Below are 16,691 nucleotides of genomic sequence, written 5' to 3'. Positions count from 1 at the left end.
ACGAGCTTTGGAGACTTTTACGGGTCAAGCGGCCATGGGCAGTCAAGTGAATTGAACCTCAATACGTTTGTCAGTTCGGCCGACGACCAGGCATGACCTCTCAACATTCTCGGGCGCGATGATGAGCGTGAATTTTTCGGGAATATCGTGGGGATTCCACACATCAATTTCTGCACCTTCGTCACCAAGTGAGCGGAGCGTACAATCGATCGCCGAGAATCGATTGTTGAAAATGATGCGTCCCCCCTTCAAGACTCGTCGGCGTGGTCCGGCCACAACCGCAGTGCGGAAGCTTACGCAGCGATCGCGACCCTGATCCTTTGCCTCGTAAAGTGCTTTGTCAGCTCGTGCCAACAACATGTCGAGATCTTCGGCCACGCTGTCCATGCCAGCGAGCCCGATGCTGGCCGTGACTTTGATGATGACATTTTCCGATTCTACTCGGATAAGCTTGACTGCCTTCCGCAGCTTCTCGGCAGCTTCGACGGCGTCTGCAAGGCTTGTGTGAGGCAATATCGCGGCAAACTCTTCGCCGCCAAGCCGACCAAGAACATCCGTAGCCCGCAGCTCTCGTTGACATACGCCTGCAATCTCCCGCAGGACCTCGTCGCCAACAGCGTGGCCGTGTGTGTCGTTGACTAGCTTAAAATGGTCAACATCAATCACCGCACATGACACCGGATATTTGTGGCGTAGCCCCAGCATGATCGCGTGAGATGCACGCTCCTTGAATTCCCGCCGGGAAAGCAATCCGGTCAGGACATCTGTGCCCGCTTGCTGGCGCAGTTCGATCTCACCCATCGCCATGTCGGCGAGATCGGTCAGGATTTGAAGTTCGCGAGCGTCGAACTGGCGAGGTTCTGGTCCAACCGCGCAGACGGTGCCGATGGTGTGCCCGTCCCGCGTCCTGAGCGGGACCCCCGCGTAGAAGCGGATGCCGTTATCTGCCAGGACATGAGGGTTGTGAGCAAACAGCGGATCTTGGCTTGCGTCACGGATGACGAGTGATTGACCGGTGGCAACGGGATACTGACAGAATGTGTCCTTCCGTTCCGCCTCGCCGTCCATGCCGCTGGGACACGCCATGTGCCACTGCCGGTGGCCGTCCATCAGCGACACCAATCCTAACGGCACATTGAAGATGTTCTGAATGAGCCTGACGATGCGGGCGAAAGCCTCATCGCGCGGTGTGTCGAGCAAGTCGAGTCGATCGAGAGCTGACAGGCGACCCGCTTCTTGCTGGTTCGCCACAGGAGCTTCTTTCCAGGAGATCTGTGTTGGCTTGGTCATTACGTGCAAGCTCGGCTGCTACTCTTTGCATTAACGGTTGCGGTGGGAATGTTAAGGATTTCTTACAACAGTGGAGCACCTGGTGCCTGCTGCGTGGCCGACCAGGAGTGAGCCGGCTCGGCGGGTTACAAACAACGGCAGCTATGCCTTGCTTGATTCCCAAGACCGGACAGTCAGCAGACGGCCGCTGACCTGCCAGAATGAATCCTTCCCAGGATGGACGGTCAAAGGATTCGTATAGGTCTCGATCGGGGTGGGTTGCGGACTGGTGGACCTACAGCGATTTAGGCACGAAACCGGACATCAGGCGATGTAGCTAACACGCCTCATTCCAGCCATTCGATCAAAACTGGCGTTTTTCTTAAAGCAGACACCGCCTTCTTGCCGCGGGCCGAGACCGGCTCGTGTTGGATGGCCGTTCTTGGGTACAGGATTGCACTCTGGCGAACTTCCCGTCGTACAGGACGAAATAGACACGGGCGGCGAGCCCCCCTATTGCTTGGACTACGGGGGCGTAGGCACGACCTTATCGCTATCTGGGTTCGAGAAGCACAGCAATATGCCGGCTGAGACGCTGCCGGTAGGCATCCGAAGCCATATCGCCTGTTTCGCGACAGCCATAGGCCGCCTCTAACACAAGGGGCTGCATTGAAGGTTGACCGGCGAGCAGCAGGGACAGGTCATGCGCGACATCGCGTCGATAGTTGGATAGCAACTCTCCGGCAAGCCGTCCTTTTGCTTCGAGGAGATCGACCGCGTGTGGGGTTGATCCAAGAAGTCGGGCCGGCTCTCCGACCGCCACGTCGAGATAGGCGACGAGTGTCTCGGTAGTACTGGTGGCTTTTGCCATATGACTTCGCGCGGAAGCCAGCCACTGACGCAGCAGGTGTTCGATGAGGGCATGGAAAAGCTCTTCCTTCGACTTGAAGGACAGATAGAGGCTCCCCTTAGCCATTCCTGCCTCGATCGCGATATCATCCATCGATGTCCGGCGGGCCCCATAGGCCAAGTATAGGCGAGTCGCAGCGTCCAATATCTTCGCCGTTCGTCGGGTGTCGGCTGTCTCTGCCCTGACCTCCTCGTTCATCCCTGTTCCAATCCCTCTTCAAGGCCCAGCATCTTTGCACTGTCACGCCACATGTGAGCGATGGCAGGTTTGTCCCGAGCAAGCACGGATGGGGCCGGAAAGGTGACCTTGCCCCTTTTCAGCAGCACGTAAACCTGATTATCGGGCGGCTCGATCTCGCCAATTGCGACATCTGCAAGCGTCGATCCTGCCAGTTCTGGCGTGTGCAGCGCTGGAGACAACTTCGCCACAAGCGGCAGGACATAACGGAACGCAAGGCCAAGGACCACTCCACGCCCTCCGAGCAGCCCGGTGCCTGGCGTCGGCCCCGGTGAGTAGGCTACCACCTTGACGCGCTTCGCGCGCACCGCGGAATTCCCCATCAGCGCCTGAGCGGTCAACAGATTGCACAATTTGGCTGCTGCATAGGCCCGGCCTGCTGCTGTGGACACCTTCTCGTCCAGTTCGTTGTCCGTTTCGGGATAAGCCAAACGATAAGCGTCCGCATGTTTGGGAGCCGGGACGGCAGCGCCCTCTTCCGGATCATGCGTGCCGCTTGTCGTCACGACGATGCGCGCACCCAAGTTCATCGCGGGCCAGAGCATCCGGATGATCAGGTAATGCGCAAGGTGGTTCACTGCGAAGTTTGTCTCGAATCCGTCGCCAGTCTTTTCCAACGGAAAATTGCCGCCTGCATTAAGCACCAGCAAGTCTATCCCCGTCTTGGTGCATTTCTCGAGGGCCAGGCTGCAAAACCGTCGAACGGAGTCGAGGTTTGCGAGATCCAGAGGCAGGGCCTCTCCTACGAGAGCGGCTCCCACCCCGCGTTTGCCGACGAGGGAGATGTCGCTCTGCGCTGCGATTTTGCGGGCAGCCAGCAGGCCAAGCCCGGATGTTGCGCCCGTCATTACCGTGCAGCCAACTCTGGAAACCATCAAACCACCATATAACAGAAAATGACCATATGACTAGAAACACATATTTGGTCATTTTGTCAAATGGATGCTCTTGGCTCGAATAGACTCCTGATTACCCGTCGATCACTGCATGCGGTGCGAGCCGGGTGCGGGCAGCTTCAACATCGAATGAGCCATCGCCTACTGCCAAACTAGTTTGCGACACGCGCCGGCAAGGGCGACATCATTTGCTCGCCAGACGCTCTTGTCGCCATGCGGTCGAACCAAGCCGCGATGTTGGGGCGTTGGGGTACGTTGAGCCATGGGATTTCCCCAGTCGCCATGTTTGTCCCCATGAAGCCGTACAGCATGACGTCGGCCATGGTGAGCTCCTCGCCAACGATGAAGCTCTTGCCTTGGAGATCGTCATCGAACTGGTTGAGGCCACGGTCAGCAAGCAGACGGTGCGAGCGTTTGGCCTCAGGCATTAGGACGCGGTGCCCCCGATAAGCCTCCTCGGCCGCGTCGGTACCGCGCCACCACGTCACGAAAGGCAGAACGACTTCGAGATAGGCCCGCCGGGTCCACATATGAATTTCCGCGCGGCCCTCCGGCGTGTCACCGAACAATCGGCGGCCGCCTTCTGCGATCTCGTCGAAATAGCCGCAGATCGCCGTAACTTCAGTTATGATGCGGCCATCATCGAGGCGAAGTGCCGGCACCTCCCCCCGAGCATTGATGGTATTCCGATAGGCCGGTTTTCTGTTCTCAAGGCCAGCAAGATCTATCAACTCCACGTCGAACCGAAGCCCGTGGCGCTCATGGACGAAAAGCCGAACGACGGCTGGGTTCGGACCTGGCTGTTTTGCGTCATATAAAATCAAAGCGGTTCTCCTGAATTCTTGATGCCCCCGGCAGTACGGCCACGGCGGCGACCGCCAGGGGATATAAGAAGGATAGCCGCACCAATTTGGACCTGCTACAATCCAGGATCCACACATCATTGGCGTAAGTCCAAATGTCTGATCCGCTGACCCAAGTTGTTGGGCTTCTTCAGCCAAACACTTCCGTGTCCAAGCTCGTTATCGGGGCTGGGGTCTGGGCCGTGCGCCGTTTGGATGACGGGCTCCCATTTTACTGCGCCGTGCTGGACGGCGCGTGCCGCCTGTCGATCGAAGGGCGAGCGACGATCACGCTCCGAAGTGGCGACTTTGTCCTGGTGCCCGCAGCTTATGATTTCGTGACCTCGAGCCTGGTGCCCCCGCCGATTGAGGCCGAACCGGAGATGGTGGAGATGGACCCGGGGATATTCCGTCTGGGCAGTCCCAACGATCGCCCCGACGTCAGGATGCTCGTGGGGCACTGCTCCTTCGGATCGGACGATGCCACCCTTCTGGTGTCACTCCTGCCCCAACTCGTCCATGTTCGCGACGATCGGCGGCTTATGGCGCTGGTTGAACTTGTGAATGACGAGACACGGTCGGACCGCCCGGGTCGCGACGTTGTCTTGGCCCGCCTGCTTGAGGTTCTGCTCATCGAGGCGCTGCGCTTGACTGCGGGGCGAGCTTCTCCACCCGGCCTTTTGCGCGGGCTTTGCGATGAGCGTCTGGCCATAGCGCTGCGGAGGCTCCACGAGCACCCGGAGAAAAGCTGGACAGTTCTGGAGCTCGCCAGGACGGCGGCGCTCTCGCGCTCATCCTTCTTCGATCGGTTCCGCCGCGAGGTGGGAGTCACGCCGATGGAATACCTCTTGAGCTGGCGCATGGCATTGGCGAAAGACCTGCTGCGCGGGAAAAAAACAAGCGTCGCCCAAGTCGCAGAACGCGTAGGCTACGGCTCGGCGAGCACCTTCAGCGTCGCGTTTTCTCGCTATTCTGGAATACCACCGGCATATTATGCCGCTGGCGGTTCGTCGCTATAGATCGAGCAACTGCGCAGACCGATCCCAGACTTGCCGGGCAAGTTCACCATCAAGGGCCCGCGGATTATTCCTGCGAGCAGGCCTGTAGTTTCGAAATAGTTCCCGGAGAGCCAATCGACGCCGGGCATACCCTCGGCGAGCCAAGACCAACTGCCCTGCGCCCTTCTCCGGCGTGGGCAGGAAAGCCCGAACCATGCGGCTGTTGGAGGTGTCCTTTTTCCACCCCGAGCAGGTCTCACTTTTAGGCCGGCAGCGTCTAAAGCAAGAATGGCTGCAATGGGAGAACCTGCGCCATCCGGTAGCAGCTGTCACCAGAACCTTTACGCCTAGTCCGGCCTCGCTGACCCTACGGAATGGCGGACGCATCGACTATCCGAGGGCGGAACTTGCGCCAGCAGGGCACGTCCGTTGGGGTTCGGCCTAGAGCGAATAGACATTTCCCCGGATGTCAATTATACATTTCCCCAATTCGTTACTATACATTTCCCCAACTTCCTGTTATCAGTTCGCCCAGCGATCTAACACGTCGAGGTCAGATTCGATGGAAGACACTCTGCTGCCAAGACACCTGCGCGCCGAACTGCTGGATTCCCTCCGTTCGACGAGGGTGGTCAACATCATCGGCCCTCGACAGGTCGGCAAGACGACCCTGGTTCGGGAGCTCCTTGATGTCGGGAGGTTCATTACGTTGGACGACGAGAACGTGCTTGCAGCGATCGAGGCCGATCCGTCCGGACAAATCGAAGCGCTCGTGTCTGAAGCGGATGACGTTCCGCTTATCATCGATGAGGCGCAGCGATCCAAGCGCCTCGCCCTCGCGATCAAGCGGATAGTCGATGAACGGCGAAGGATGGGGCAGTTCATCCTAACTGGATCATCCAATGTGTTCACGAACGCACATGTTGCTGATTCCCTCGCGGGACGGGTCCAGACATTGACGCTGCTGCCGCTGAGCGGCGCCGAAGTCCAACGCAAGGGTCCGGCGAGAATCCTTGACTGGGCAAGCCGCACTCCCGAACCGTCACTTAGGGACTTACCGAAACCAGAACCCGTCTCGAGGAACGGTTATATTCAGGAGCTTCTGGCGGGCGGCTACCCTGAAATCCGTAACCTGCCGGACCGTAGCCGACAACGTCGCTACCGTGACTATGTGGACACCATTGTTGAAAGGGATGTTGCCGATCTCATTAAGGTACGGAAGTCCGATGCGATGCGCCGCCTGATTGACCAGATTGCCGCTCGAACCGCAAACGAACTCAATGTCCAGGAAATGGGGAGCATCATCGGTGTTCAGCGCCCTACAATCGAGACCTATCTGGACGTGCTCACCAAGCTATCGTTGATGTCGAGGCTCCCAGCCTGGACTTCTGGCGAGGCCGGACGCGATATCCGACAGCCGAAGGTTCACCTCGTAGACACAGGAATCGTCGCGGCACTACGGAACCTGACTTCTGAGAGCTTTCTTGCCGATGCCAATCCGGCAGCGCTCGGTGGAGTGCTTGAAACCTTCGTGCACAACGAATTGTTGAAATCTTTGCCTCATCAGCAGAGTCACTGGCGTCTTTATCATTGGCGCCACCAACGTGGGCGAGAGATCGATATTCTCGCGGAAACCAACAGAACCATAGTCGGCTTCGAGATGAAGGCATCATCGAACGTCGACTTGAATGATTTCCGCCACTTGCAATGGTTCCGAACCGACGGCCCCGGGAGCGCCTGGAACGTCATCGGCATCGTCATCTACCTGGGAGATAGACCTTTGACATTCGGCTCAAAGCTATTCGCCCTGCCACTATCGTCGTTCTGGTCATTTGCCGCTGAATAGGACGTTGGTAGTGGGTTGTTTCTAATGTCGCACCAACGCGCTCTGCCAGAACTGAGCGTTCTTCGTCTCCCAGAACGCTCACAAAACGCCCAATGTATTCCGCATATCAGTTAGGGGCTGGGAGCGATGCCAACCCTGTTTGTTGCGAATGGCCGGCATGATCAGACTTCGCGCGATGAACCGGACTATCCGCAATCGGGTTCGCTTGAGCCGGAAGCAGGTGCTGTATCAACGGCAGGTCTAGGGCGCTCAACAGCCCAGCCTGAAAGATCGACTTGGGGGTCGGGAGCCGTCGACTAGGTCAGTCCGAGTTAAACGGCAGCTATTTGGCCCGCGGCGCCCAAAACCTGACCATCCGGTATCGGGCCCATAGCGGCTACGTAGCCACGGACAATTCGTCAACTTGGCAGCACTACCGCCGCGCTAAGCCCCGGTGCGCGGGGCAACAGGATGATATCGCCGCCGTGCTGGCGGGCGATGGCGCGGGCGATGGAGAGGCCGAGGCCGCTGCCGCCGGTTTCACGCGATCGCGAGCCTTCGAGACGGAAGAAGGGCGCGAACACGTCCTCGACGCTGTCGATCGGAATTCCCGGCCCATCATCCTCGACGAGGACCCTTACGCTCGACGCCTCAGTGACGAGGCTGACGTCGGCGCCGCCCGCATAACGTACGGCGTTCTCGATGAGGTTGCGGATCACCCGCCTCAGCGCGTCCGGGCGGCAGCGATAGGTGATGCGCGCGCTCGGCCTGAAGCGCACCGGCTGGCCGATGTCGGCGAGGTCGTCGCATACGCTTTCCACGAGCGCGGTCAGGTCGATCGTGCGGGTCGGCTCGGTGCTGGCCTCCTGCCGCGCGAGCGCGAGCGCGGAGTCGGTCATCACCTGAATCTCGTCGATCGTGTCGAGCATTCGCGCCTGGAGCTCGCTGTCCTCGACGAGCTCGGCGCGCAGCCGCAAGGTCGTCAGGGGCGTGCGCAGATCGTGGCCGATGGCGGCGAGCATCCTCGTCTGGTCGGCGACGAAACGGTGGATCCGCTCCTGCATGCGATTGAAGGCGACCGTCGTGCGACGGATGTCCTCGGGTCCGCGTTCCAGCAGGGGCGATACGGCCTCGCCGCGGCCGAGCGTGTCGGCTGCCTCGATCAACCGGCGCAGCGGGCTTGCGATCCGGCGAACCGTCAGGAACCCGGCGAGCGCGACGATGATCGCCGCCAGCGTCAGCGACAGTGGCAAATGGGTGCGCCAGATCGACGGCGAAATCGTCTTGTAGTAGGCGGCGTTGAGAACCCGGCCGTCGCCCAAGGGAACGAGTACGCCAGCGCCGTTCATCTTGGCGAAGTCGAGATGCTGTGCCAGGATCGGGAGCTCGCTGTGGTCGTGCGCAGGCATCGTCCATGTCGCGCCGGAGAGGAAGTATTGCTGATCCGCCCCGGCCGGAAGATGGCTCTCCTCCGGAAGGCCTGCAGCGCTCGATCCGCCGGCCGCAGCCAGCAGCTCGGCCAGCGGGATTTCGAACTGACCGAAGGCTTGCCGGACCCAGGTCTCAAGGGTCACGGGGCTCGCGTCGGACACCCAGAAACGCGATGACTCGGTGCTGCTGATGCGGATGAGATCCTGGCGCAGATCCGGCGGTACCGTCTCGACGAGCCGTGACACGGCAGCCGCGCGGCTGCTGATTTCGGCGCGCGCGGCTGCTCGCAGATCGGCCTGCAGATAGTCCCACAGGATCGCGAGGCTGATCGCCTGGGACGCAAACAGCGCGACGAGCATCCAGGACAGAAGCTGCGCCATGAGGCTCTTCTGCCAAAGCGCAAGGAGCGACCTCATTCCGCGTGGACCTCCGGCATGAACGAGTATCCGCCGCCGCGGTGGGTCTGGATGATGGTGGGGTTCTTCGGGTCGAGCTCGACCTTGCGGCGCAGCCTGCTGATCTGGTTGTCAATCGACCGGTCGAAGGGATCGGCTTCCCGGCCCACGGTGAGGTCAAGCAGCTGGTCACGGCTGAGGATCATGCCGGGGTGATCCACGAAGACCTTCAGCAGCCGAAATTCGGCGGTGGACAGCGGGACGCCAACCCCGTCATTGCTCTGCAACTCCCGGCGCGCGAGGCTGAGCACCCAGCGTTCGAAGCGGACGGAGCCCGCCCTTCGCGCTGCGCGCTGTGGCGGCAGGCTGTTGACGCGCCGCAGGACCGCCTTGATGCGCGCCAGAAGCTCGCGAGAGGAGAACGGCTTGACCAGATAATCGTCCGCGCCGAGTTCAAGGCCGATGACACGATCGGTCTCCTCCGCACGTGCGGTCAGGAAGATGATCGGGATGGCAGTTCCTGAGCGCGCACGCAGTTCGCGGCAAAGCGTCAGCCCGTCTTCGCCCGGCATCATGATGTCGAGCACGACAAGGTCGGGAGCGCCCCGATCGACAAGCCGCCGCAGCGCGGTGCCGTTTTCCGCGGTCGAGACGCGGTAGCCCTGCTGCTGTAAATATTTGGCCACGAGATCGCGGATTTCGCGATGATCGTCGACGACGGCGATGTGGGGCACATGCTCCATGACGGGTCCTGAGGCTGAAACACAGTCCCTTATAGCGTCGTGCTTGCGTGCCCGCGCGGACGAAAGTGTAACCGTTTGTATCAGCTTCGCCGGCTTGCGAGGGCCCAAGCATCGCGCCGGATACACTTTGATACGCTTTGCGACAGGCCGGGCACAGGCCGGCGACAGAGCCCGGCTAGCTTCAAGGTCGAAACAGCGGGGGGCCTCCCCAGTACCGGACGCAGCGTCCCTCGGTTCGACGTCCGCCCGCTGCTTCCGGAGCGCGCCGGGCGATAACCCAGCGCCTCTGTCACTCCATCATCGACCGAGGGCGGCGCATCCTATGCGGTCCAGGTCCCACAGCCATCAGGAGCCCGTCATGGTCGCCTTCACCGTCAACGAAACCCCTGCCAACGTGTCGGTTGATCCGAGCAAGCCGCTGCTCTGGGTGCTGCGCGAAGACCTCGGTATCCTCGGGCCCAAATATGGCTGCGGTGTCGCGCAATGCGGGGCCTGCCGTGTTCTGATCGATGGTGTGTCGACTCCATCCTGCGTCATGCCGGTCGGCAGCATCGCAGGTGCCTCTATCGTTACGGTGGAGGGTCTTGCGGACGCGCAGGGGAATTTGTCGATCGTTCAGCAGGCATGGATCGAGGAGCAGGTGCCGCAATGCGGTTTCTGCCAGCCCGGCTTCCTGATCGCGGTCACCGATCTGCTGCGCCAGAACCCCAATCCGACCGATGCAGAGATCGACGCAGCCATCACCAACATCTGCCGATGCGGGACCTACCCGCGCATCCGTCGCGCCATTCACCGTGCCGCAGGCACGATTTCGCAAAGCTAGGAGTTGAACATGGCTCGCCTTATGTCTCGCCGCGGGTTCCTGATGACCGGTGCAGCGCTAGGAGGTACAGCCCTTGTCGCCGCTGTCGGCGGCGTTGGCTATCTCGCCACTGTCGACGTCGACGGGCTGGACGGTTTTCTTGACGGCGACCGCGCCGTGCTGAACGCGTTCCTGACCATTCATGACGACGGCCGCGTGGTCATCAACGTGCCGCGTGCAGAGATGGGCCAGGGCATCCATACCGGTCTCGCCATGGTCGTCGCCGAGGAGCTGGAGCTGCCGTTCGACGATCGTATCCGGGTCGAATTTCCGACCGAGGCTCATCCGGCCTATTCGACCTGGTTCAATGTGTTCCAGGTGCGGCCAGAGGAGGCGAGTGGACCTGTCGTCTGGGCGGGCAGGCGCGTCCTCGGACTGCTCGGCTTCATCTCTACGGGCGCGTCGTCATCGACGATGTCGTTGTGGCATCCGATGCGGGTGGCCGGAGCTTCGGCGCGGCAGATGCTGATCGATGCGGGCGCTGCGCGCCTCGGCGTCCCGGCGTCCGCTCTCGTCACCCGCGACGGCTTCGTCCGCCACGAAGCCTCGGGCCGCAGTCTGTCTTATGGCGAACTTGCAGCAGCCGCCGCGACCCTCCCGCCCCCTGCCGATCCCGTCCTGAAGCAGCGCGCAGACTGGCGGCTGATCGGCACGCGGCAGCAGCGTGTCGATCTTCCGGCGAAGGTGCGCGGCGAGCCGGTCTACGGCATGGATGTGGTCCTTCCAGACATGCTCCATGCTGCTATCCGCCATGCCCCGGTTTTCGGCGCGCGCGTGTCACGCATCCGCAACGAGGCCGACATACGCGCTGAAGCAGGCGTGCTTGATGTCGTCATCATCAACGAGCGTCAGGTCGCGATCGTGGCCGGCTCATGGTGGCAGGCAGAGCAGGCCGCATGGCAGCTAGACGTCGCGTGGGCCGCGACAGCAGACGATGCAACGTCGAGCGCGGACCTGTCCCGGCGCATCCATGCCGCACTCGATGTGGCGCAGCCCTATGAGATCCTCGACGCGGGCGATGCAGCCACCATCATCGATGCGAACGCGCAATCCCTAGTCGAAGCGACATACGAAGCGCCCTTCGTGGCGCACGCCTGCATGGAACCGGTCAACGCAACGGTGATCGTCCGCGACGATGGTTCTGCCGAGGCCTGGGTCCCGTCGCAGGGACCGGTCAACATCCGTGTCGGTGTCGGAACAGGTGCCGGCTGGGCGGGGGTCGAGGTCGCGTCGGTCATCAGCCACGTCACGATGAGTGGCGGTGCCTTTGGCCGGCGCAGCGACCTGGATGTGGTGGCGCAGACTGCCTTTCTCGCCGCCCGTCACCGCGGGCGACCCGTTAAGCTCATCTGGTCGCGTGAGGAAGACATATCGCGCGGTCTCTTTCGCAGCCACGCCGCGGCCAGGCTTCGCATGGCGCTCGGCCCTGACGGACTGCCCCTTGCCTATGACGCGGTGGTAGCTACCCAGTCGGTCATCCAGTCTGTCGCCAGCCGCAATCTACCCTTCAATCCTGGCCCGGACGGAGATCGGCTTGCCGTTGAGGGGCTCGACAAGCTGCACTACGCCTTGCCGGCGCGGCGCGTTCGCAGTCAGGACGTAGCGAGCCACATGCCGATCGGACTGTGGCGCTCGAATGGCTATTCCTTCAACACCTTCTTCACCGAAAGCTTCATCGACGAATGCGCCTTGGCGGCCGGCAAAGACCCGATCGCCTATCGACGGGCCCTTCTGCGTGAAAGGCCGCGGCATCTAGCGGTCCTCGACCGCGTCGCGGAGCTCGCCGGTTGGGGTAACGCGATGGCGCCGGGCCGCGGGCGCGGTGTCGCGATCGAAGAATGCTACCGAAGCGTTGTTGCTCAGATCGCCGAGGTCACTGTCGCCGATGACGGCGAGGTGCGCGTCGATCGCATCTTCTGCGCCATCGACGCCGGCCTCGTCATCAACCCGGATCAGGTGATCGCACAGATCCAGGGTGGCGCTCTCTTCGGCGCAACCAGCGCGCTGATGAGCGAAATCACGGTCCAGAGTGGCGCAGTCGTGGAGACGAATTTTCACGATTTCCCGATCCAGCGCCTCGCCAACGCGCCCGAGGTGATCGTGTCGATCGTCGAGAGCAACGAGCCGCCCTGCGGCGTCGGCGAGCCAGGCGTTGTGCCTGCGGCTGCAGCTATCGCAAACGCCATCTTTGCCGCCACTGGGAGACGCCTGCGCTCCTTGCCACTCGCGGTCACCGAGACGATCGGAGAGCGACGGACGAGAACGGTCCTGGCTGACTGAGCAAGCCCGCTCGCGCCGTATCATATCCCTTCAAGGAACACATCATGACGACCAGATGGACGCTCAAAGACATCCCGCCGCAGCGCGGACGCAATGCGGTCGTGACCGGCACCGGCGGTCTCGGTTACGAAGACGCGCTTGCGCTGGCCCTTGCCGGCGCCGACGTCATCATCGCCGGCCGTAACCCACACAAGGGCGCCGAAGCCGTCAGCAGGATCAGGCAGTCTTATTCGGGCGCGCGCGTCGATTTCGAGGCCCTGGATCTCGGCAGCCTCGCCTCGATCGCAGCCTTCGCCGGGCGGATCGCGACGCGTCGCGACAGAATCGACATTCTGATCAACAATGCGGGGGTCATGGCACCACCGAAGCGCCAGGAGACGGCCGATGGTCTCGAACTACAGTTCGGCACCAACTATGTCGGCCACTTCGCATTGACTGCCAGCCTGATGCCGCTGATGCAAAGGGCGGCGTCGCCCCGGGTGGTGACCTTGTCGAGCGTCGCTGCCCGGCAGGGACGGATCGATTTCGACGATCTGCAGTCCGAGCGGAACTACCAGCCGATGCCGGTCTACAGCCAGTCGAAGCTCGCCTGTCTCATGTTCGCCCTCGAACTGCAGCGCAGGAGCGACGCGGCGCATTGGGGGATCGAAAGCATCGCTGCGCATCCCGGCATCTCGCGCACAGACCTTCTGCACAACGCACCAGGCCGCAACAGCCTGCAGGGGCTGGCCCGGACCTGGCTCTGGTTCCTGTTCCAGCCGGCGGCTCGCGGAGCCTTGCCGACGCTTTATGCTGCTACCGACCCGTCGGTGCGAGCCGGGGGATATTATGGGCCAACGGGTTTCGGCGAGGTTCGTGGCTGGCCGGGCGAGGCAAGAGTTCCCGAGGCCGCGCTAAACGCCGATGCCGCGCGGCGGCTCTGGAACGAGACGGAAACCCTCACCGGACTTACATTCGACGATTTCGCCACGACGCGGCTCCTGCGGGCCGGAAGCTGAGGTGGATCCCCTCGGCGCACTCATTGCCGTCCTTGCAATGGGGGGCATCGGGGGCTGATGGCGCTTGGATTTGCCGAGCGCGTCATCCCCTCCCACGGTTTGCTGGCCGCCGTCGGCGCCGCATCTGCCAAGAGTGTATGGCTGCTCTGGCTCGCGATCGCCGCCACGACGCTCGGTGGCCCAATAGATCTAGCGCTGGCATTGGGCGTCTCAGCCACCTCGGACAAGCGCGCGCCCGGGCGATCTTTGCGGCCATTGCTCGGCTCATAGGACTTCGCGACCAGCGAGCGTTGCCGGTCAGGCGTGCTACGGCCACGCGGCCACGCAGGGTGGCGTTAGAGACCGCTATCGAGAGCGGGTTGGCAAACGCGGAGTCCGCTTCGTGCCGTGCACCTCCTCGCTTCAGCCCGCCTCGCGCCGACACTCGACCCGCCGTTTGAGAGCTTGGTTGAAACCGTCATAGCCGTTGGCGCGGGGTTTCGCGCTCTTTCTGAAAAGCGGCTGTAGCGGCCCCGGACACTTCCGTCGCATGGGGCGCCATGCGCAGTTTGCTTCCAGCAGCAAGCTTTCAACCTGCAAGTATCTCGCGCTTGCCGACGTGGTTCGGCGCGCCCACCAAACCCTCTTGCTCCATTCGCTCGACGATTGATGCGGCACGATTATAGCCAACGCCGAGACGGCGCTGGATGTACGAAGTCGAACACTTCTTGTCTCGCATGACGATCTTGACCGCTTCCTCAAACAGCGCATCGCCGTTGTCTTCTTCTGCGAGGGCGCTTTTGTCGAACACAGGGGTATCATGCTCGGTCGAGGGAGCGGCTTCTTCCTCTGTGGTGACGATGTCGAGATAATCCGGCTGACCCTGAGCTTTCAGGTGCGCGACGACGCGCTCGACTTCCTCGTCTGACACGAATGGGCCGTGAACGCGCGATACCCGACCGCCGCCGGTGGTGTGAAGCATATCGCCCTGGCCGAGAAGCTGCTCGGCGCCCTGTTCGCCCAGAATCGTGCGGCTGTCGATCTTGGATGTGACCTGGAAGGAGATGCGCGTCGGGAAGTTGGCCTTGATCGTGCCCGTAATCACGTCGACCGAAGGCCTCTGCGTCGCCATTATGAGGTGGATTCCCGCTGCGCGTGCCATCTGTGCCAGCCTTTGAATGGCACCCTCGATTTCCTTGCCGGCGACCATCATCAGGTCGGCCATCTCGTCGACAATGACGACAATGTAGGGCATTGGCGACAAGTCGATTTCTTGCTCTTCGAACACTGGCTGGCCAGTGCCCTTCTCGAAGCCGGTCTGCACCTGCATGACGATGACTTCATTTCTTTCGCGCGCAACCGCCGCTCGGGTGTTGTAACCGTCGATGTTGCGGACCCCCAGCTTCGCCATTTTGCGATAGCGGTCTTCCATCTCGCGTACCGCCCACTTCAGCGCAGTGACCGCCTTCTTGGAGTCGGTAACGACGGGCGTCAGCAGATGCGGGATGCCGTCGTAGACGGACAATTCCAGCATCTTGGGATCGACCATGATGAGGCGGCATTCGTCCGGTCGCAGCCGGTAGAGCAGCGACAGGATCATCGTATTGATTGCCACGGATTTGCCCGAGCCGGTGGTGCCGGCGACCAGCAGATGCGGCATTTTCGCGAGTTCGGCGATGACAGGCTCGCCGCCAATCGTCTTTCCGAGGCACAGTCCGAGCTTGCAGGAGCTGTTGCGATATCCCGTGCTTTCGACAAGCTCGCGGAAATATACGGTCTCGCGCGTCTCGTTTGGCAACTCGATGCCGATCACGTTTCGTCCGGGGATCACGGCAACGCGGGCGGAAATCGCCGACATAGAACGTGCGATGTCATCCGAGAGATTGATGACCCGGCTTGATTTAACTCCGGGCGCTGGCTCGAATTCATAGAGAGTGACCACGGGGCCGGGCCGCACATGGATGATTTCGCCGCGCACCCCGAAATCCTCCAGAACGCTTTCGAGAAGGTCCGCCTTCTGCTCGAGCTGTTCCTGAGACATGTAGAAGCCCTGGTCGCCGGGCACATGCTGGAGAAATTCAGCCGATGGAAGCTGATAGTTGTCGGAGTTGGAAACCGGATCGTGATGGTGAAGGACTGCACGGTCCATCAACACGGACCCCTGCGCTGCAAGTTCCCGCGGGATCGTCACGTGTCCATCTGACACGTGTTCCGATTTCGGTGATACGGAAAATTCGTGTGCGACTGGCCGCTCCGTTTTTTGGTATTCGATAACCCGGTAGAGCGATGTGATGTCGGCCGCTTGACGCGCAGCGGGCATAGCATTGCCTGACGAAGGAGCGTGAGCGGCGACGTTGGAAGGCGGATTGTTCTGCAAGGTGGTAGAGCTGTCGCCGATGGCAGCCGGCACCGGCCGGCGCATCGGTACCGCCGGTACATCCAGCTTCGGACCGATCAGTTCGAAGAACGCATGGTCGGAAAGATTCGCCCACCGGCGCAATGGAGCAGACCTGGCGGCTGCGCCGGCTTGTGCGGCTGGTGCGATGCGGGCGGCGGAAGGTGGATTAGGATCATCCGGGCAAGCCGGTTGCTGGTTCATCCTGGGCTTTGAGGCGGGGCTCACACCTGTCGAGCCAGGCGGGGATGCGGGGACGTCATCTGGCTGATAACCCGTGCTTTTACGGGCGGCGTCAGGGGTCCGGGTGAAGCGGACGTTGGGCGCCATGTAGAAATGATTTTCCCATGCCGGCCGTTCCAGGGCCACGTCGGGGTGGCGTGCGATTGTCACGGGCACGGCGGCATCGTTTGCCGCCGTCAGAGCCTCTACCTGCTTCTCGTCACTGGCAGGCGTCCCACCACTGTCCACATTCTTGGGCCCAGTATAATTCGAACGGGAAAGGCGCATGGAAACCTACTCAGACAAGTTTGACGACGCCTTAGGAGATAAGAAGGGATGGTTAACAGGTCCTTCCTTCAAGGTTCAAATTTGAGCTTTATCCACGAGCCGACGTGGTGGACTCTGATCC

At 61.5% G+C, this 16,691-nt stretch carries 12 protein-coding genes; 5 read left to right on the top strand and 7 right to left on the bottom strand.

The genetic code is table 11. The annotated features are described in order from the left end of the window. Positions 1-42: 42 nt before the first annotated feature. From AAFN84_RS21490 to AAFN84_RS21475, 4 genes are all read right to left on the bottom strand, one after another. A complete protein-coding gene (locus tag AAFN84_RS21490; RefSeq protein ID WP_347516753.1) occupies positions 43-1,290 on the bottom strand; it encodes a sensor domain-containing diguanylate cyclase in 1,248 nt (415 codons plus the stop codon). A 532-nt stretch (positions 1,291-1,822) separates the two neighbouring features. Beyond that, entirely contained in the window at positions 1,823-2,377 is a 555-nt protein-coding gene (locus AAFN84_RS21485; protein ID WP_347516752.1) for a helix-turn-helix domain-containing protein, read from the bottom strand. After that, a complete protein-coding gene (locus tag AAFN84_RS21480; protein WP_347516751.1) occupies positions 2,374-3,264 on the bottom strand; it encodes an SDR family NAD(P)-dependent oxidoreductase in 891 nt (296 codons plus the stop codon). Before AAFN84_RS21480 ends, AAFN84_RS21485 begins: the two co-directional genes overlap by 4 nt. A 200-nt stretch (positions 3,265-3,464) precedes the next feature. Beyond that, positions 3,465-4,253 carry a glutathione S-transferase family protein gene (locus AAFN84_RS21475; protein ID WP_347516934.1) on the bottom strand — a complete coding sequence of 263 codons (789 nt, stop codon included), beginning with the start codon at positions 4,251-4,253 and terminating at the stop codon, positions 3,465-3,467. A gap of 17 nt (positions 4,254-4,270) precedes the next feature. Here AAFN84_RS21475 and AAFN84_RS21470 point away from each other — a divergent pair, with 17 nt between their 5' ends. Both AAFN84_RS21470 and AAFN84_RS21465 read left to right on the top strand, forming a co-directional pair. Beyond that, positions 4,271-5,173, top strand: coding sequence for an AraC family transcriptional regulator (locus AAFN84_RS21470; protein ID WP_347516750.1), 903 nt, complete (start codon positions 4,271-4,273; stop codon positions 5,171-5,173). A gap of 541 nt (positions 5,174-5,714) precedes the next feature. Then, positions 5,715-6,998, top strand: coding sequence for an ATP-binding protein (locus AAFN84_RS21465; RefSeq protein ID WP_347516749.1), 1,284 nt, complete (start codon positions 5,715-5,717; stop codon positions 6,996-6,998). A 398-nt stretch (positions 6,999-7,396) separates the two neighbouring features. Here AAFN84_RS21465 and AAFN84_RS21460 read toward each other — a convergent pair whose 3' ends face one another. Then, complete coding sequence (locus AAFN84_RS21460) at positions 7,397-8,824, bottom strand: ATP-binding protein (RefSeq protein WP_347516748.1); 1,428 nt, start codon at positions 8,822-8,824, stop codon at positions 7,397-7,399. After that, on the bottom strand, positions 8,821-9,546 hold the full coding sequence (locus AAFN84_RS21455; protein WP_347516747.1) for a response regulator: 726 nt from the start codon (positions 9,544-9,546) through the stop codon (positions 8,821-8,823). Before AAFN84_RS21455 ends, AAFN84_RS21460 begins: the two co-directional genes overlap by 4 nt. Positions 9,547-9,904: 358 nt before the next feature. Here AAFN84_RS21455 and AAFN84_RS21450 point away from each other — a divergent pair, with 358 nt between their 5' ends. Genes AAFN84_RS21450 through AAFN84_RS21440 form a run of 3 tightly spaced genes read left to right on the top strand, consistent with a single transcriptional unit; the run spans position 9,905 to position 13,686 of the window. After that, complete coding sequence (locus AAFN84_RS21450) at positions 9,905-10,369, top strand: (2Fe-2S)-binding protein (RefSeq protein WP_347516746.1); 465 nt, start codon at positions 9,905-9,907, stop codon at positions 10,367-10,369. Between the two features lie 9 nt (positions 10,370-10,378). Further along, positions 10,379-12,688: a molybdopterin cofactor-binding domain-containing protein gene (locus AAFN84_RS21445; RefSeq protein ID WP_347516745.1), complete on the top strand. Its 2,310-nt coding sequence runs from the start codon at positions 10,379-10,381 to the stop codon at positions 12,686-12,688. Positions 12,689-12,732: 44 nt separating this feature from the next. Next, positions 12,733-13,686, top strand: coding sequence for an oxidoreductase (locus tag AAFN84_RS21440; RefSeq protein WP_347516744.1), 954 nt, complete (start codon positions 12,733-12,735; stop codon positions 13,684-13,686). A 568-nt stretch (positions 13,687-14,254) separates the two neighbouring features. On the opposite strand, the gene AAFN84_RS21435 is transcribed toward AAFN84_RS21440, so the two are convergent. Further along, the gene (locus tag AAFN84_RS21435; protein WP_347516743.1) at positions 14,255-16,570 is read right to left on the bottom strand and encodes a DNA translocase FtsK; all 2,316 of its coding nucleotides are present in this window, start codon (positions 16,568-16,570) and stop codon (positions 14,255-14,257) included. Positions 16,571-16,691 lie beyond the last annotated feature (121 nt).

Origin of the sequence: Mesorhizobium sp. CAU 1741, assembly GCF_039839275.1 — a bacterium.
Lineage (GTDB): Bacteria > Pseudomonadota > Alphaproteobacteria > Rhizobiales > Rhizobiaceae > Aerobium.
Note: the sequence above shows the minus strand (reverse complement) of the source record. Positions and strands in the feature narration are given on the sequence as shown.